Annotated in this window: 17 protein-coding genes, 1 tRNA gene and 1 other RNA gene; 8 read left to right on the forward strand and 11 right to left on the reverse strand. The window is 60.5% G+C overall.

Annotation, left to right across the window (positions count from 1 at the left end):
* Nucleotides 1-86: 86 nt before the first annotated feature.
* The 4 genes from dnaJ to hrcA all read right to left on the reverse strand — a co-directional run bounded on the left by dnaJ (nucleotide 87) and on the right by hrcA (nucleotide 5,089).
* Entirely contained in the window at nucleotides 87-1,220 is a 1,134-nt protein-coding gene (dnaJ, locus tag E4T66_RS20630; RefSeq protein WP_136851915.1) for a molecular chaperone DnaJ, read from the reverse strand.
* 154 nt (nucleotides 1,221-1,374) lie between these two features.
* Nucleotides 1,375-3,300 (reverse strand): molecular chaperone DnaK, encoded by a 1,926-nt coding sequence (gene dnaK / locus E4T66_RS20635; RefSeq protein ID WP_136851917.1) that lies wholly within the window; start codon nucleotides 3,298-3,300, stop codon nucleotides 1,375-1,377.
* Between the two features lie 73 nt (nucleotides 3,301-3,373).
* The gene (gene grpE / locus E4T66_RS20640) at nucleotides 3,374-3,940 is read right to left on the reverse strand and encodes a nucleotide exchange factor GrpE (RefSeq protein WP_136851919.1); all 567 of its coding nucleotides are present in this window, start codon (nucleotides 3,938-3,940) and stop codon (nucleotides 3,374-3,376) included.
* Nucleotides 3,941-4,051: 111 nt separating this feature from the next.
* The gene (hrcA, locus tag E4T66_RS20645) at nucleotides 4,052-5,089 is read right to left on the reverse strand and encodes a heat-inducible transcriptional repressor HrcA (RefSeq protein ID WP_136851921.1); all 1,038 of its coding nucleotides are present in this window, start codon (nucleotides 5,087-5,089) and stop codon (nucleotides 4,052-4,054) included.
* A gap of 102 nt (nucleotides 5,090-5,191) precedes the next feature.
* Here hrcA and E4T66_RS20650 point away from each other — a divergent pair, with 102 nt between their 5' ends.
* Together E4T66_RS20650 and recN are read left to right on the forward strand one after the other, a co-directional pair.
* The gene (locus E4T66_RS20650; RefSeq protein ID WP_136851923.1) at nucleotides 5,192-6,091 is read left to right on the forward strand and encodes an NAD(+) kinase; all 900 of its coding nucleotides are present in this window, start codon (nucleotides 5,192-5,194) and stop codon (nucleotides 6,089-6,091) included.
* A 14-nt stretch (nucleotides 6,092-6,105) separates the two neighbouring features.
* Nucleotides 6,106-7,791, forward strand: coding sequence for a DNA repair protein RecN (gene recN / locus E4T66_RS20655; protein ID WP_136851925.1), 1,686 nt, complete (start codon nucleotides 6,106-6,108; stop codon nucleotides 7,789-7,791).
* Nucleotides 7,792-7,820: 29 nt separating this feature from the next.
* Here the strand turns inward: recN and E4T66_RS20660 are convergent, their stop codons facing one another.
* Both E4T66_RS20660 and fur read right to left on the reverse strand, forming a co-directional pair.
* Entirely contained in the window at nucleotides 7,821-8,126 is a 306-nt protein-coding gene (locus E4T66_RS20660) for a hypothetical protein (RefSeq protein ID WP_211243060.1), read from the reverse strand.
* Nucleotides 8,127-8,148: 22 nt separating this feature from the next.
* The gene (fur, locus tag E4T66_RS20665) at nucleotides 8,149-8,556 is read right to left on the reverse strand and encodes a ferric iron uptake transcriptional regulator (protein WP_136851927.1); all 408 of its coding nucleotides are present in this window, start codon (nucleotides 8,554-8,556) and stop codon (nucleotides 8,149-8,151) included.
* A 259-nt stretch (nucleotides 8,557-8,815) separates the two neighbouring features.
* Between fur and E4T66_RS20670 the strand changes: the two genes are divergently transcribed.
* On the forward strand, nucleotides 8,816-9,250 hold the full coding sequence (locus E4T66_RS20670; RefSeq protein ID WP_136851929.1) for an outer membrane protein assembly factor BamE: 435 nt from the start codon (nucleotides 8,816-8,818) through the stop codon (nucleotides 9,248-9,250).
* Between the two features lie 67 nt (nucleotides 9,251-9,317).
* Here E4T66_RS20670 and E4T66_RS20675 read toward each other — a convergent pair whose 3' ends face one another.
* From E4T66_RS20675 to E4T66_RS20685, 3 genes are read right to left on the reverse strand one after another with little or no spacing between them, the layout of a single operon-like run.
* Nucleotides 9,318-9,614: an RnfH family protein gene (locus E4T66_RS20675; protein WP_136851931.1), complete on the reverse strand. Its 297-nt coding sequence runs from the start codon at nucleotides 9,612-9,614 to the stop codon at nucleotides 9,318-9,320.
* Nucleotides 9,601-10,038, reverse strand: coding sequence for a type II toxin-antitoxin system RatA family toxin (locus E4T66_RS20680; protein WP_136851933.1), 438 nt, complete (start codon nucleotides 10,036-10,038; stop codon nucleotides 9,601-9,603). Before E4T66_RS20680 ends, E4T66_RS20675 begins: the two co-directional genes overlap by 14 nt.
* Nucleotides 10,038-11,423 (reverse strand): sodium-dependent transporter, encoded by a 1,386-nt coding sequence (locus E4T66_RS20685; protein ID WP_136851935.1) that lies wholly within the window; start codon nucleotides 11,421-11,423, stop codon nucleotides 10,038-10,040. Before E4T66_RS20685 ends, E4T66_RS20680 begins: the two co-directional genes overlap by 1 nt.
* A 124-nt stretch (nucleotides 11,424-11,547) precedes the next feature.
* On the opposite strand from E4T66_RS20685, the gene smpB reads away from it, so the two are divergent.
* From smpB to E4T66_RS20710, 5 genes are all read left to right on the forward strand, one after another.
* On the forward strand, nucleotides 11,548-12,027 hold the full coding sequence (gene smpB / locus E4T66_RS20690) for an SsrA-binding protein SmpB (protein ID WP_136851937.1): 480 nt from the start codon (nucleotides 11,548-11,550) through the stop codon (nucleotides 12,025-12,027).
* Between the two features lie 291 nt (nucleotides 12,028-12,318).
* Nucleotides 12,319-12,674: a transfer-messenger RNA gene (gene ssrA, locus E4T66_RS20695) on the forward strand.
* Between the two features lie 167 nt (nucleotides 12,675-12,841).
* Entirely contained in the window at nucleotides 12,842-14,074 is a 1,233-nt protein-coding gene (locus E4T66_RS20700) for a tyrosine-type recombinase/integrase (protein WP_136851939.1), read from the forward strand.
* A 115-nt stretch (nucleotides 14,075-14,189) separates the two neighbouring features.
* A tRNA-OTHER gene (locus tag E4T66_RS20705) sits at nucleotides 14,190-14,291 on the forward strand.
* 274 nt (nucleotides 14,292-14,565) lie between these two features.
* A complete protein-coding gene (locus E4T66_RS20710) occupies nucleotides 14,566-15,183 on the forward strand; it encodes an HD domain-containing protein (RefSeq protein WP_136851941.1) in 618 nt (205 codons plus the stop codon).
* A gap of 183 nt (nucleotides 15,184-15,366) precedes the next feature.
* Here the strand turns inward: E4T66_RS20710 and E4T66_RS21920 are convergent, their stop codons facing one another.
* Nucleotides 15,367-15,759: a rolling circle replication-associated protein gene (locus E4T66_RS21920; RefSeq protein WP_441347707.1), complete on the reverse strand. Its 393-nt coding sequence runs from the start codon at nucleotides 15,757-15,759 to the stop codon at nucleotides 15,367-15,369.
* 93 nt (nucleotides 15,760-15,852) lie between these two features.
* Nucleotides 15,853-15,940 (reverse strand): IS3 family transposase (locus E4T66_RS21895; protein WP_367396750.1); only part of this gene is annotated, 88 nt, incomplete at its 5' end.

Below are 15,940 nucleotides of genomic sequence, written 5' to 3' on the forward strand. Positions count from 1 at the left end.
AGCCCAATGGGCGTGAGCGGTCGCACCAGTAGTTTTTCTCTACACGACAGATCCGGAAGATCTGCCGCGCAAACAAAAATCCGCGGTCAGTCGCCAGTCAGATCGTCGAAGAAACGCTTGGCCTTGCCCAGCCACGATGTGCTTTCCGGATGATGCTTGCCGCCCGAAGCATCAATGGTCTCGCCGAACTGCCGCAGCAGCTCCTTTTGTGGCTTGCTGAGCTTGACCGGTGTTTCCACCGTCACGGTGCAGTAAAGATCGCCGGTCCCGGAGCTGCGTACCGAACGCACGCCGCGCCCACGCAGTCGGAACTGACGGCCGCTCTGGGTCCCTTCCGGGATATCGATCTGCGCCTTGCCTTCAAGGGTCGGCACATCCAGCTGTCCACCCAGCGCTGCGGTGACGATTGAAATCGGCACCGAGCAATACAGATCGTTGCCGTCCCGCTCGAAAATCTCGTGCGGTTTGACGTTGATCTGCACGTAGAGATTGCCCGACCCCGCACCTTGCTCGCCCGGCTCCCCTTCACCATTGAGGCGAATGCGATCTCCGGTATCGACACCCGGAGGAATTTTGACCTCCAGGGTCTTCTCGTCACGCACCTTTCCAGCACCGCGGCAGGTCTTGCACGGGTCGGTCACCATGGAGCCGCGACCACGGCACTGCGGACAGGTCTGCTGCAGCACGAAAAAGCCCTGCTGCACGCGCACCTGCCCACTGCCGTGACAGGTGGAACAGTCGCCCGCGCGCTTGCCGTCCGCGGTGCCATGACCGTTACAGGTTTCACAGTCGTGCCAGCTGGGGATGCGGATGGTCTCGGTGCTGCCAAAAACCGCCTGCTCCAGCGTCAGCTCCATCATGTAGCGCAGATCGGCACCACGCCGCGGCCCGCTTCGTCCGCCGCCACCCCCACCGCCGAAGATATCCGAAAACACATCTCCGAAGATGTCTGCAAATCCGCCGGTGCCGCCAAAACCACCACCGCCACCGCCCCGGTTCAGGCCTTCGTGTCCATGCCGATTGTAGATCGCACGTTTCTGCTCGTCGGTCAGGACCTCATAAGCCTCGCTGATTTCCTTGAACGCCTCCTCGGCCGTGTGATCACCGGGATTGCGGTCAGGGTGAAACTTCATCGCCAGCTTGCGGTAAGCCTTCTTGAGTTCGTCGTCGCTCGCATCGCGTGCAACGCCGAGGACCTCATAGTAATCGCGCTTGCTCATGACGGATCAAACCCCGCGTCAGGGTTCTGGCAACGACGACTGACTGAACGCATCACCCTGGAACTCCCTGCGCTTTTCTCTGAAACTGAATGGTCTCGAAAACGATCAAGGCGTGGAGCCGCAGCTCCACGCCTTGTCGACAACTCTGGACGGCTTACTTGTCGTCCTTGACCTCGGTGAATTCGGCATCGACCACATCGTCCGCCTTGCCACCGGCAGCCGACCCGGAAGCATCACCCGCCGTACCGGCACCTTCAGCGTTCTTGGCCGCGTAGACACGCTCCATCAATTGTGCCGACGCCTGCGTCAACGCCTCGGTCTTGGCTTCAATATCTGCCTTGTCCGAGCCCTTGACGGCTTCACGCGCTGCCGCGATCGCGTCCTCGATCGACTTCTTCTCGTCCGCCTGCACCTGGTCGCCAAGATCCTTGAGTGACTTCTCGACCGCGTGAATCATCTGGTCCGCCTGATTGCGCGCGTTGATCAGTTCGTTGAACTTGCGATCTTCGTCGGCGTGCATTTCGGCGTCCTTCACCATCCGCTGAATCTCATCCTCGTTCAGACCCGAGTTCGCGGTGATGCGGATGGATTGCTCCTTGCCAGTCGCCTTGTCCTTGGCGGTGACATGCAGAATACCGTTGGCATCAATATCGAAGATCACCTCGACCTGCGGCATGCCACGCGGCGCCGGCGCGATACCAGTCAGATCGAAACGGCCCAGCGACTTGTTCGCTGACGCAATCTCGCGCTCGCCCTGATAAACCTGGATCGTCACCGCAGTCTGGTTGTCATCCGCGGTCGTGAACGTTTCCGACTTCTTGGTCGGAATCGTCGTGTTCTTCTCGATCAGCTTGGTCATCTTGCCGCCGAGGGTCTCGATGCCCAGCGACAGCGGCGTCACGTCGAGCAGCAGAACGTCCTTGCGATCGCCGGACAGCACCGCACCCTGCACCGCGGCACCAACCGCGACCGCCTCGTCCGGATTGACATCCTTGCGTGCTTCCTTGCCGAAGAACGACTTGACCGCTTCCTGCACCTTCGGCATGCGGGTCTGACCACCGACCAGGATCACCTCGTCGACTTCCGAAGCCTTCAGGCCTGCGTCCTTCAACGCAGTGGCACAGGGCTTCATCGAATTCTCGATCAGATCCTCGACCAGAGATTCGAGCTTGGCACGGCTGAGCTTCATGGTCAGATGCTTCGGACCCGCGGCATCAGCGGTGATGTACGGCAGGTTGATTTCGGTCTGCGTCGTGCTGGACAGCTCGATCTTGGCCTTTTCGGCCGCTTCCTTCAGACGCTGCAGCGCCAGCGGATCCTTGTGCAGGTCGATGCCCTGCTCCTTCTGGAACTCGGCCGCGACGTACTCGATCACGCGCAGGTCGAAGTCCTCACCGCCGAGGAAGGTGTCGCCGTTGGTCGCGAGCACTTCAAATTGCTTCTCGCCGTCAACGTCGGCGATCTCGATGATCGAGATGTCGAAGGTACCGCCGCCAAGGTCATAAACCGCGATCTTCTTGTCGCCGGTGATCTTGTCCAGACCAAACGCCAATGCCGCAGCGGTCGGCTCGTTGATGATGCGCTTGACCTCAAGTCCCGCGATGCGGCCGGCGTCCTTGGTCGCCTGGCGCTGCGAATCGTTGAAGTACGCCGGGACCGTGATGACGGCCTCGGTGACCGGATGCCCGAGGTAATCCTCGGCGGTCTTCTTCATCTTCATCAGCACCTGTGCAGCAACCTGCTGCGGCGCCAGCTTCTGCCCCTTGGCCTCGACCCAGGCATCGCCGTTGTCAGCCTTGACGATTTTGAACGGCGAGTGCTTGATCGCCTTCTGAACTTCGGCATCCTCGAAACGACGGCCGATCAGGCGCTTGACCGCATACAGCGTGTCATGCGGATTGGTCACCGCCTGACGCTTGGCAGCACGGCCGACGATCGGTTGCGGCTCGTCGGTATAGGCGACGATGCTGGGCGTGGTGCGCTCGCCCTCGGCATTCTCGATGACTTTGACGCTATTGCCATCCATGATGGCAACGCAGCTGTTGGTGGTGCCGAGGTCGATACCAATGATCTTGGACATGGGGTGTTTACTCCGCAAAAGTCGTTCCTGCCCGGTTAATTTGAGGCAGGCTTATTGAATTCAAGAGCCGGAACTAACGCCCCGGTGCTTTCGTCACCATCACCATCGCCGGACGCAGCAGGCGCTCATGCAGCGTGTAACCCTTCTGCATCACGCTGTGTACATGGTTAGGCGCAATCTCGGTCGACTCGACCATTGACATCGCCTGATGAAAATCAGGATTGAACAGCTGATTGAGCGGATCCAGCTGCTGCACGCCGTGCTTTTCAAGCACGCTGATCAGCTGGCGGTAGGTCAGATCCATGCCTTCAGCCAATGCCTTGGCCGGCCCTTCGGCGGCGTCAGCCGCCGCACGCAAACCCAGTTCCAAGCTGTCACAGACACTCAACAACTCACCGAGCAGCTTCTCGGCGCCGTATTTGAGGCTGTTCTGCGTCTCGCGCTCGAGGCGGCGGCGGGTATTCTCGATGTCCGCCAGTGCGCGCAACTGCTCTTCCCTAGCGGCCTCAGCACGCTGCTCGGCCTCGGCCAGCTGAGCGCGGAGCGCCTCCATCTCGGCAGGCGTCGGCGTCATGTCTGCACCTGCCGCAGCAGTGAGGTCCGGTTCGGGAACATTGGCGTTTTCCGGTGTTTCACTCATGGTCACTTGGTTTCGTTGGATAGGCCACGCCGGTCGGGCCGGCGGCTCGAAGGGGCGCAATGATAATGGCTTTGGCGCCGTCGATGCGGCGCTCACCCTCGAATCTGGGGCTCAGCCGCGGCCTTTCAAGCCCACCGACAGTGCACGCGCAGTCTGCTGGACCAGCGGAATGATGCGTGAATAGGCCATCCGGGTGGGGCCGATAACCCCCAGGACACCCGCGACCTTGCCATCGACGTAATACGGAGTCGTCACAACGCTGCACTCGTCGAGCACGCGGTAGCCGGATTCGTCTCCGATGAATATCTGCAGTCCGTCGACCTGCAAACACTGATCGAACAGCGCCAGCAGGTCACGCTTGCGATCGAGGGCTTCAAACAGATTGCGCAGACGTCCGACGTCGCTCAACTCCTGGAAGCCCATCAGATTCGGCTGTCCAGCAACGACGTAATCCGAACGTTCGTCACGCTTGAATGCCTGCTCGGCGATCGACGCCGCATCGCGCAACAGACGATTGACATGCGCCTGCGCATCCATCGCCTCCTGTGCCAGCGCCGCGCGCAGGCTGATCAGATCGCGCCCTGCAAAGTGTTCGTTCACCAGCTGCGCATAGCGCATCAGCTCGTCAGCCCCGTATGGGCGCTCGGTGTTCAGCACGCGGTTCTGCACCTCATGCTCATTGACGACCAGAATCGCCAGTACCCGGCTGCCCGACAGCGGCAGAAACTCGATGCGCCGCAATACCGCAAGATTGCGTCGCGGCAGCGTGACGACGCCAGCCATCTGAGTCAGCCGCGACAACAGATCCGAGGCCGCCGCGGCCAGGGATTTCGGGCTGCGGTCACCCGGCACCAGCTCATCGACGATCTGCTGGGATTCGCTGTCAGAAAGCGGCTCGGGCGCCAGCAGGCTGTCGACAAAATAGCGATAGCCGCGCGTGGTCGGAATGCGGCCAGCCGACGTATGCGGCGACGCGACGAAACCCAGTTCGTCCAGGTCGGACATCACATTGCGGATCGTCGCTGGCGACAGTCCGAGGTCGGCCATTCTGGACAATGTGCGCGAACCGACCGGTTGGCCGTCGCGGATATAGCGTTCCACGAGCAGTTTCAGCAGCTCGCCGGCGCGTTCGTCCAAGGGATTTGACATGTCCTAAAAATGAGGCACTTGCGTGCGTTTTTCAATAGGCCGCGCCGGCTTGGATCAAACCGATTCGTGATACCTTGTGCATTCCCCAGCACCGCCAGCTTCATGTTCGATTTTCGCACCATTGGTGTCATCGGCAGACGTGGAGACCCGCGCGTCGCCACGACATTGCTCGAACTGTGCCAAATCCTCACGGAACTCGGCCGCCAGGTGCTGATCGAGCGCGATGCGCCGGGTCTTGAATCCTGCCCCGAGCAGTGCCGGAGGGTCAGCCGCGAGCAACTCGCAACGCAATGCGATCTGGGCATCGTTGTCGGAGGTGACGGCACCCTGCTGTCGATGGCGCGCAGCCTGGCACCGCACAATGTGCCGATTCTGGGGATCAACCTCGGGCGGCTCGGCTTCATGGTCGATGTCCCGCCTGCAGACATGCGTGACGCACTGGCCGCTGTCATCTCCGGCCGCTGCACCCATGAGGATCGCCTGCTGCTGGAAGCGCGGATTCACACCAGCGACGGCCATGCCGGCCCGTTTCTGGCGATCAACGACGTCGTCATCCGCAATCAGGCGGCGATCCGCATGCTGGAATTCGAAACCTGGCTGGATCGCGAATTCATTTCGCTGCATCGCGCCGACGGCTTCATCGTGGCATCGCCGACAGGCTCGACCGCTTACGCCCTGTCCAGCGGTGGGCCGGTACTGCACCCGTCACTGCAGGCGATCACGCTGGTCCCGATCTGCCCGCATACCTTGTCGGATCGACCGATTGTGGTCGGAGCCGATCAGACCGTGCGAATCGTTCTGCTCGGTGACGAATCGACCGCCGCGATGTGTACCTGCGACGGCCAGAGCAGTTACAGCCTGCGCAGCGGTGATGTGCTGGAGGTACGCCGCGCGAGTGCGCGAATGCGCCTGATTCATCCTGAAACCTATAGTTACTTCAATATCTTGCGCAATAAACTTCATTGGGGCCGCGGCCCCGCCTTGCGCCCCGACGAACTTTAAGAACAGCATTCAACATGCTGAAAAACCTCACGATTACAAATCTTGCGGTGATCGACTCGCTGAGCCTGGAGTGGGACGCGGGTTTCAGTGTCCTGACCGGCGAAACTGGCGCAGGCAAGTCGATCCTGGTCGACGCCATCGGCCTGATTATCGGCACCCGCGCTGACGCCCAGCTGGTTCGCGCTGGCCAGGAACGCGCGGAAGTCAGCGCCGCTTTTGAACTCGAACCGGCCTCGGCCGCCACTGGCTGGCTGGAGGAACAGGCGCTGCTGGATCCCGAACAGCCGGACGAACTGCTGATCCGGCGCATCGTGCAGGCCAATGGGCGCACCCGCGCATTCGTCAACGGCAGCGCGGTCACAACCGCGCAGCTGCGCGAACTGGGCGAATTGCTGATCGAAATCTTCGGTCAGTCCGAAAGCCAGACGCTGCTGCGTAGCGAGATTCAGCGCGAACTCCTGGATGTCTCTGGAAATCACGCACAGCTGCTGGCCGCCGTGGCCGATGCGCACGCTCAGGTTGCTGCGATCGACAACCAGATCGAACAGCTTCGACAACAGGCAGGTCGCGACCCGAGCCAGCTCGACTATCTGCGCTACCAGGTCAGCGAGCTGCGTGCGCTGAAACTCGCGGACGATGAACTGGACCAGCTCAATCAGGAGCACAAGTCGCTGGCCAATGCCGGACAGCTGCTGCGGGATGGCGGGCGGGTGCAAGAGCTCCTCTACAGCGGCGACGACAGCGTCTACGATCGCCTCAGCGAATGCCTGAGTACCTTGCAGCAGCTGGCGCCCCTGCATCAGGGTTTTGACGAGCTTGCGAATGTCATCGCCACGGCGCAGGCACAGGTCCAGGACGCGGCCGACGGCGCACGCCAGCTGCTGGACCACCTGGACCTTGATCCGGAACGTCTCTATCAGATCGAACAGCGCCTCGGCGCCATTCACGACCTGGCGCGCAAACATCGCGTACGCCCCGACGCACTGCTGGCCCATATCAGCGCGCTCGGCCAGGAGCTGGATTCAATTGAGAACGGCGCCGAGCAGCTGCAGGCACTGCAACAGCAGCGCGATGCCGCCGAGCGTCACTATCGCAGCGCTGCTGCCGCACTCTCCGCCACCCGGCATAAGAGTGCGCAGCGCCACGCCAAGGAAGTGACCGCAATCGTGCGTCAGTTGGGCATGCCCAACGCCCAGTTCCAGATCGCCGTCGACAGCAACCCGCAGGGACCATTGCGGGTCCATGGCAGCGACGATATTCGATTTGATTTCAGCGCCAATCCCGGGCAGCCGCTGCGACCGCTGGCCAAAGTTGCCTCGGGCGGCGAGCTGTCGCGCGTATCGCTGGCACTGTCAGTGGCCGGCCAACATCGAGGCGGCACGCCGACAATGATCTTCGACGAAGTGGACGCGGGAATCGGCGGCGCAGTCGCCGAGATCGTCGGCCAGAAGTTGCGCGCGCTAGGCTCCGACCGACAGGTGTTGAGCGTGACGCATCTAGCGCAGGTCGCGGCTCAAGGCCATCAGCATTACCAGATTCGCAAGCAGGTCCGCGGCGGAAACACCTTCACCCAGGTCGTGCGGCTTGACGACGAGCAGCGGATCGAGGAACTGGCACGCATGCAGGGTGGCGTAGAAATCTCCAGCGCAGCGCTGGCGCACGCACGTGACTTGCTGGAACGCGCAGCCAACGCGAGCTGAGCCCCCTGCTCGCGCGCGGCGGCGGAGCCTCAGTCGTCCGGCGAAACCGCTTTATCCACCGCCGTAGCCGCATCTTTGGCCGCATCGGCCGTGGCATGACCGACGTCCTTGGCGACATCACGGGTGGCGTGACCCACTTCTTTCGCCGTGTCGCGTGTTGCATGCCCGACCTCTTTGGCCGCGTCGCGCGTCGCGTGGCCAACGTCCTTCGCGACGTCCCGCGTGGCGTGACCGATCGCCTTTGCACCGTCCCGGATCGACTCACCCAGACTCTGATCATCGTCCGCTGCAAAAGTCAGCTGCGGTAACACCAGCATCGCCGCGACAGCCAGCATCCTGAACCTGTTCATTGCGTCCTCACACCTTGCGCTTGGGGCGTACGTACAGTACCAGACTGTGATCCTCGACCAGATAGCCGTGCTTCTCGGCGATCTGACTCTGAAGCTTTTCAATGTCCTCACTGACAAATTCAGTCACCTTGCCGGTTTCCAGGCACACCATATGGTCGTGATGATGGCCGCGCTCTAGCTCGAATACGGCCGATCCCCCTTCAAAATGATGACGGCGGACCAGACCTGCCGTTTCAAACTGGGTCAGCACCCGGTAGACGGTTGCCAGCCCCACGTCCTCGTTGACATCCATCAGCTTGCGGTAAATGTCCTCGGCGGACATGTGCCGCGCATCGCTGTTTTCCAGCAACTCGAGAATCTTGAGCCGAGGCAGAGTAACTTTGAGACCGGCGTTACGAAGGTCTGATGATTCCACGGCATGCGCCCATTGTCGGTGTTTCCGCTATTATTGACGTGCTCACCGAAAGTTTGAACCCTAGAACATCCGCAACTCAGGTGCGCCACCGCTCCGATTCGGAGTTTTTGAACCAAATGCGGATCTGAACGGACCAACAAGCTGACGCGCACCCTTCATGCAGATCACGCCGCAATGCCGCCGGATTCCGGCAGGTACAGTGGCGACGCAGTGGAATGTGCGGTGATCACGTCAATTCTTCCAACAATCGGGTAAATCGATGCGTCTTGCTCTCGTACTCGGGATTCTGGCCCTGCTGGCTGGCTGTCAGATCATCTACAAACTGCCCACCCGGCAGGGCAACGTCATCGAACAGAAGCAGCTTGACCAGCTGAAGCTGGGCATGTCGCGTGAACAGGTGGTGTATCTGATGGGCACGCCATTGGCGGCCAGCCCGTTCCGCACCGACCGCTGGGATTACATCGGATACTACAAATCACCCCGCGGCAAGGTCTCCGAACGCACCGTCACGCTGTATTTCAGCGACGACACCTTGTCGAAAATGGAGGGCGTCGAACCGGTTCGCAACACGGCCGGCATTGAGAACCCCGACTTGAAGACCGTCATTGGGGAAGAAAAGAAGGCCGCTTCGCAGGACGCACGAGATGCGGATGCTGAAAAGCACGAATCCGGCGTCGTGATTACCCCGCAGTAATGCCTGCAGTCACCAAGACCCGCCTGTGATCCTGGACTTGCGCAGGATCACAGCAGAGCGGGGCCTTCTAATGTCGTGCGGCCTTGGCCGCACGTTGACGCCTGACCTCTTTGGGATCGGCGATCAACGGCCTGTAGATTTCGATACGATCGCCAGCCTTGACCGGATCTTCCAGTCGCGCGACGTGACTCCAGAGTCCAACCTTAACCTGTGCCAGATCGATCTCCGGAAAACGCCGGCAGATACCCGAGCGCTCAATCGCGTCTGCAATTCGGGCATCAGGCTCGACATCAATCTTCAGAATCACCTGCTCATCCGGTCGTGCATAAGCGACTTCAACCGAGATCAGATCACCCTTGCTCATACAGTGCCTTTGCTCTTGATGTAAACGCTGCGAGAACATCGTTGACGGCGCGATCGATCCAGGGCGCCAGCACCGACTCCAGAACCCGGCTGCCGAAATCGACTGACATATCGAGCCGTACCTTTGATGCGCGCTCGTCCAGCGGTAGAAATGACCAGCCGCCACGCAGTTGACGGAACGGCCCCTCGAGCATTTCGATCTGAATGCTGCGCGCAGGTTCCATCCGGTTGCGTGTGACGAAACTATCCTCCAGACCACGCACCCTGAATCCAAGACGGGCCTGAATCAGCTCACCCTGACCCTGCTCAATGCGTGCCGAAACACAACCCGGGACGAATGCCGGATAAGACTCCACGTCCCCTACCATGGCGTACAGCTCAGCCGCCCCGAAGGGCAGCAACGCAGTTCGTTCAACGATCGGCATCAATCATTCCAGATTGCCATGATCCGGTCGATCAGACCGGTGGCATACAACAAAATAACGATAAGGCCCAAACGCGCCGGGTAACGCAGCAACAGATACCAGGTGCGATAAAGCCAGCGGTCACGCTCGCCCCAGAGGTGGGACACCAGCTCGCGCGGCATGATACTCACGACAAACACGCAGACCAAAAGTCCGGTTGCCGGGGCAAGCAGGCTGGTTGTGAGGAACTGCACCCATTCGAAGAAGTTTCGCCCCCATACCTCCACGCTCTGCAGCACGCTGAACGACAACAAGCTGCCAATGCCCAGGTACCAGACCAACAAAGCCCCACTGGTTGCGGCAAATACCCGCGTCCAACGCAACCGGTCCATCAAATATCTGGTCAACGGCTCAAGCATCGCCGTGGCGGAGCACAAGGTCACCAGAAACAGCGCCACAAAGAAGCCGACGCCAAACAGAACCCCACCCAAGCCGGCCGGCAGACTGCGCGGCAGCACCTGAAAAATCAGCGCCAACCCCGGCGCCGGCTGCAGCCCTGCGGACAGGATGATCGAAAAGATCGCGATTCCTGCGATCAGGCTGAACAGAACGTCCACGATCACCAAAGTCAACGCCAGCCGCTTGACCGCCACACTCGCCGGCAGATACACGCCCAGATTGATCATCACCCCGACGCCTAGCGCTAGCGTGAAGAACGCCTGATGCATCGCCTCCAGTGTGCCGCGCCAGCCCAGTTTGCCGAAGTCAGGATCCAGCAGATAATGCACCGTCGTCATCGCGTTGCCGCGGCTGATCGCGTAGGCGCACAACGACAGCACCAGCATGGTCGCGGCCGGCATCATTCGAAGAGCAGCGCGCTCCACACCCTCTCGAAACCCGTGAGCAACCACAACACAAACGATGATCATGAAAATCGTGTGCCAGGACAGGCTTCGCTCCGGATCACGCGCAAGCGACAGAAACACACCTGCTGCATCCGTATCGCTCATGCCGCTGAAGTTTCCGGCACCCATGCGAAATGTATACGCCATGCTCCATCCGGCGATGACGCTGTAGTACGAAAGAATCAACACACCGCCACCCAGCGCCATCAGGCCCAGCCAGGACCAGCTGCGTCGCGCGTGCGCGGTTTCCGCCAGCAGGCGGAAACCAGCGACCAAGTCGTTGCGCATCCAGCGCCCCAGCATCCACTCGGCGGCAAGCAACGGCATACCGATCACCAGCAATGCGCCGACGTATACGAGCAGGAATGCCAAGCCACCGTATTCGCTCATCAGGTACGGCACGCGGGTCAGGTTACTGATGCCCACGGTCGCGCCAATCGCGACCCACAGGAAACTGCGCGATGACGACCAGTAGCCGTAGCTGCTCTCGCGAATATTCACGCCACCATCCTTGCCCGTCCTGATCCGGCCAACTCGATCACGCAACCCCCTGCCCTGATAACCGCCACACCGCCCAGGCCGATAGTCTAGCCTGCCGAAGGCGGTGAACTCCTATAATCACCCTATGAGTAAATCCGAGAAGGAAGAACAGGCTGCGCGGCAGATCGCCGTGAACCGTCGCGCACGCCACGAATACCACATCGACGAGCGCTACGAAGCCGGGCTCGCGCTGCAGGGATGGGAAGTCAAAAGCTTGCGCGCGGGTCGCGCCCAGATCACCGAGGCTTATGTCACCCTCAAGAACGGTGAGGCCTTCCTGATTGGCGCGCATTTCACTCCGCTGAAGCAGACCTGCACACATGAAATCGCCGACGCAACACGGACGCGCAAGCTGCTGCTGCACGAACGCGAGCTGGCGGGCCTCATCGGCAAGGTCGAACGCGCGGGTTACACCCTGATTCCGCTCGACCTGCATTGGACTCGCGGCCGCGCCAAGCTGGAAGTGGGCTTGGCCAAGGGCAAGAAGCAACACGACAAGCGCGCCGACATCAAGGAAAAGGATTGGCAGCGCCAGAAAGAACGGCTGATGCGCCACAAGGCATAGTTACCCTGACGCGGCTGACCGGCCTGAAGGGCTCTGCTGACGCTTAAGCGCAGCGCACAGTATTCGGCATTGCGCGGCAATCGCCTACTGATGTAATCGCCCCGATATCCACCCTCGATCAAACCGCTGCAGACACATAAGCGTCTTGAGCATCGAATTCGCATCAGATTCATGGTCCGCAATATGCGCAGTAAATTCCTACTCAAGGAAAGTCGCTCGTCAGGCATGAAGCACTTCTACTTGAATTTCTCCTCACCCATCCCATTAACTGGTAGACTGGAGAAGTTCTTCGGGGGTGACCGGCTTCGACGTGGGTTACGGAATCCGAGGTGCATGCCGAGGCGTCACGTCCTCGTTAATCCTGTGGCAACCTAAGCTAGTTGCGAACGACTCCAACTACGCCCTCGCCGCCTAAATCCGGCGAGCGTCTCACTCCCTGGTTCCGATGCCGGAGAGATTGGGACGTCGACTTACATCGGATCGCAGTGACGTCCGCCCTTGGCCGATCTGCAAAAACCTTAAGGGGATAAGCGACAGCGTTCCGTGCCTGTTCGGCAGCTGTTGACGAAAATTAAAGACAGGCTAAGCATGTAGAGCCGAGGGCTACGAGCTTGCGGACGCGGGTTCAATTCCCGCCACCTCCACCAATTCGTCGTCTATAGATGTCCACAGAAGTACACTAACCCCTTAGAAATAAGGGGTTTTTTATTGTCCGGCATCCACACGAGTTCATCCCAGTCCAGCCAAATCCAGCCCGATATGGGGGTAGCATTGGGGGTATCATGGCTCACCCACGACGTCGATACCCCCATTCATGAGCCTCACCGATACAGCTATCAGAAAGGCAAAGCCGCGCGCTAAACCGTGGAAACTGACAGATGGCGGTGGTCTCTACGTTCACGTCATGCCGAACGGCAGCAAGCTGTGGCGCTACAAATACCGATTCCGCGGGGGCGAAAACACCCATTCGTTGGGTGCCTACCCCGCCGTTGGCCTGAAGCGCGCCCGCGAGGGCCACGCTGAGGCGCGACGCCTCTTGGCCGAGGGAATTGATCCAAACGCACACCGCACTCTGGCAAAGGCATCGGTCGCGGCCTCGACTGAGAACTCCTTTCAGTCGGTCGCCATTGAATGGCTTGCAAAATTTCGCCCCACCTGGACTTCCGGACATGCAGACAAGATCCAGCGACGACTGGAGCGGGACGTCTTTCCGTGGATTGGAACGCGTCCAATTGCTGAAATCACAGCCCCTGAGCTACTGACGGTTCTGCAGAGAATCGAAGGCCGCGGTCGGCTGGAGACCGCACATCGGGCAGGGCAAAACTGCGCGCAGGTATTCCGCTACGCCATATCCACCGGCCGAGCAGAACGCAATCCTGTTGCAGATCTGCGGGGCGCCATTCCACCAACGCGCCAGAAACACCATGCGTCGATCACCGATCCTCGAGAAATCGGCGCCCTGCTCCGCGATCTTCACGCATACAAAGGCTCGTTCATCACTGCATGCGCACTACAGATCGCCCCGCTTCTGTTCGTTCGCCCGGGCGAATTGCGTCATGCAGAGTGGTCTGAAGTCAACCTCGATACGGCGGAATGGCGAATTCCTGCAGAGAAAATGAAAGCGCGCGCCCTCCATATCGTGCCCCTTTCAACTCAGGCCATCGAGATCCTGAGGGAGCTTTCCGCATTTACCGGCACTGGCCGCTACGTCTTCCCTGGTGTCCGCAGTCATCAGCGACCGATGAGCGAAAATACAGTCCTCGCCGCCCTTCGCCGCATGGGCTATACCTCCGAGCAAATGACCGGCCACGGCTTCCGGTCGATGGCATCCACTCTGCTTAATGAGCAAGGCTGGCACCGAGACGCGATTGAACGCCAGCTCGCCCACAGCGAACGCGACAAAGTCCGAGGTGCATACAACTATGCCGAGCACCTTCCCGAACGGCGAAAAATGATGCAGGCGTGGGCGGACTACTTGGACCAATTGCGATCGAAGATGCCCGAGGCCTCGTCGGACGACCGACCGCGTCGGTCACCAAATGACTGACCGTCAGCCACTGTTGCCGAACAAGACCGGAACTTGACTGCCGAAGCCGACAGATCATACTCAGACCATGGACGCACTAGTTATTCGAATACCTAGGGAGCAACGCAGCTGTTGCGCCTGGGTAGCTCAAAGGTAGAGCAGCGGCCTTATAAACCGTCCCGCAAGGGTCCGCTAGATAAGCGGCAGGTTGCCGGTTCGAATCCGGCCCCAGGCACCATGGATACTGCAACTTGATGCGCCTCGGTCCACTACGAGCTGCGCCTCGTGGAGCTGTCCCCTATCGGCGCTCCGACGGGGCACCAGACAGAACTCTCTGGCAAGGGCTGGCTGAATCCGCGGCATCAAGACGCCAACAAAGAAATTACCACCACAGTTTGGCCTGCCTGGACAACGGCTCCTCTCCGCTTTGAATGATATGCGGAGCCTTCCGACCCAACCGAAAGCTCGACGACTGGCGCCGCTGACCGGGCCAGCACTCACAGGAGAGAATAATGTTGACTGCAAAATTTCAGGAAGCAATCGCCCTGGCTGCCGATCTGCATTCCGATCAGGTCCGCAAAGGCACGGACATTCCGTACATCGGCCACCTGCTGAGCGTCGCCGGCCTCGTCCTGGAATTCGGCGGTGATGAAAGTCAGGCGATCGCGGCCGTGCTCCACGATCTAGTGGAAGACCAGGCCCACAAGCTAGGTGGCGCCGACAAGGCGTATGCTGAAATCGGCTCGCGCTTCGGGCCAGAAGTGACGCGGATCGTGGCCAGCTGCACCGACGCAGAAGGCAACGGCACCGGTATCAAACCGCCTTGGAAACAGCGCAAGGTCGCGTATATCGACCACATCCCCCAGGTTGACGCCCGCGCCGCGCTGGTCTCGATCTGCGACAAGATCCACAACGCGCGATCGATCTCATCCGATCTGCGGCAGGTGGGTTTGTCGGTCTTCGATCGATTCTCGGCGGATCGCGACGCTGTGCTTTGGTACTACCGCGCGCTGGCAGACAACTTCGCCGCCCATCACCCCTCAGCGGCGGCCACTGAACTTGCGCACATCGCCACTGAACTTGAACGTCAGACCACGGCGGCGCTCGGCACCGCAAACCTGCACGAGTAGGCGCCCCTCCCGCGCTCAGCTATTGGTACAAACGCCGCCACTTACTCATGACAGGAGAATCACCAGGCAACAGGAATCCGACAAGGGCCGGGGCGGTCGCACTCGGTTTGCGCCTGCCAACCCACCACCCCTTGCGACACATTGCGCTCAGCAGGGGCTTCCATCAGGTACCGCGAATCAGGTTCAGCGCGTCGTCATACCGTTGAGTTCGGGCTCCGCCCCAGGCGCGATGTGCTTGGATAGATAGCGACTTGCCGCGGCCAGATTGTCGACTGCCGCAACCTGCGCAATCCCGTGCCGACGCCAGGCGCCCTCCATCCAGCGACAGTCCTTATGCGATACATCACGACAACGCGCTTTCAACAGTAAGTGTGCATGCCAGTGGCCCGCGAGCGTCGTTTCCAGAACATAGACCCATTCCAGATCGGGCGGCCGATGTCGATACCAGCGGCGCCCGCCGAAACTCCGAGAAACCCGCCCCAGCCAAGCACGGGCAGCAGACGCGGAGACGGCAGACGCGGAGACGGCAGACCGAAAGGTCAGCGTCGCGAAGGTGGTGTAGTTCCCAGCTTCCATGAAGGCCTGCCACCCCGCCTGGAGCGTTGATGGCGCTGGATCAGCAACACCGTCCGTGTGGACTTCCCCCAGAGCAGTAGACAATCCGGCGCCTCACAAAGCAGCCTGTTCAAAGGCCTCGGGACTGACGCCGCCGAGATGGCTGTGACGTCGGGTTCGATTGTAGAAGACCTCGATGTAA

The organism is Sinimarinibacterium arenosum (assembly GCF_005047655.1).
Taxonomy (GTDB): domain Bacteria; phylum Pseudomonadota; class Gammaproteobacteria; order Nevskiales; family Nevskiaceae; genus Solimonas.

Excerpts from the sequence above, each read along its gene's own strand:
- hrcA (WP_136851921.1), bottom strand. The coding sequence starts at position 5,089 with ATGTCAAATCCCTTGGACGAACGCGCCGGCGAGCTGCTGAAACTGCTC.
- grpE (WP_136851919.1), bottom strand. The coding sequence starts at position 3,940 with ATGAGTGAAACACCGGAAAACGCCAATGTTCCCGAACCGGACCTCACT.
- E4T66_RS20680 (WP_136851933.1), bottom strand. The coding sequence starts at position 10,038 with ATGCCGATCGTTGAACGAACTGCGTTGCTGCCCTTCGGGGCGGCTGAG.
- E4T66_RS20650 (WP_136851923.1), top strand. The coding sequence starts at position 5,192 with ATGTTCGATTTTCGCACCATTGGTGTCATCGGCAGACGTGGAGACCCG.
- E4T66_RS20710 (WP_136851941.1), top strand. The coding sequence starts at position 14,566 with ATGTTGACTGCAAAATTTCAGGAAGCAATCGCCCTGGCTGCCGATCTG.
- E4T66_RS20700 (WP_136851939.1), top strand. The coding sequence starts at position 12,842 with ATGAGCCTCACCGATACAGCTATCAGAAAGGCAAAGCCGCGCGCTAAA.
- E4T66_RS21920 (WP_441347707.1), bottom strand. The coding sequence starts at position 15,759 with ATGGAAGCTGGGAACTACACCACCTTCGCGACGCTGACCTTTCGGTCT.
- E4T66_RS20660 (WP_211243060.1), bottom strand. The coding sequence starts at position 8,126 with ATGCTGGCTGTCGCGGCGATGCTGGTGTTACCGCAGCTGACTTTTGCA.
- E4T66_RS20675 (WP_136851931.1), bottom strand. The coding sequence starts at position 9,614 with ATGAGCAAGGGTGATCTGATCTCGGTTGAAGTCGCTTATGCACGACCG.
- dnaK (WP_136851917.1), bottom strand. The coding sequence starts at position 3,300 with ATGTCCAAGATCATTGGTATCGACCTCGGCACCACCAACAGCTGCGTT.
- smpB (WP_136851937.1), top strand. The coding sequence starts at position 11,548 with ATGAGTAAATCCGAGAAGGAAGAACAGGCTGCGCGGCAGATCGCCGTG.
- dnaJ (WP_136851915.1), bottom strand. The coding sequence starts at position 1,220 with ATGAGCAAGCGCGATTACTATGAGGTCCTCGGCGTTGCACGCGATGCG.
- recN (WP_136851925.1), top strand. The coding sequence starts at position 6,106 with ATGCTGAAAAACCTCACGATTACAAATCTTGCGGTGATCGACTCGCTG.
- E4T66_RS20670 (WP_136851929.1), top strand. The coding sequence starts at position 8,816 with ATGCGTCTTGCTCTCGTACTCGGGATTCTGGCCCTGCTGGCTGGCTGT.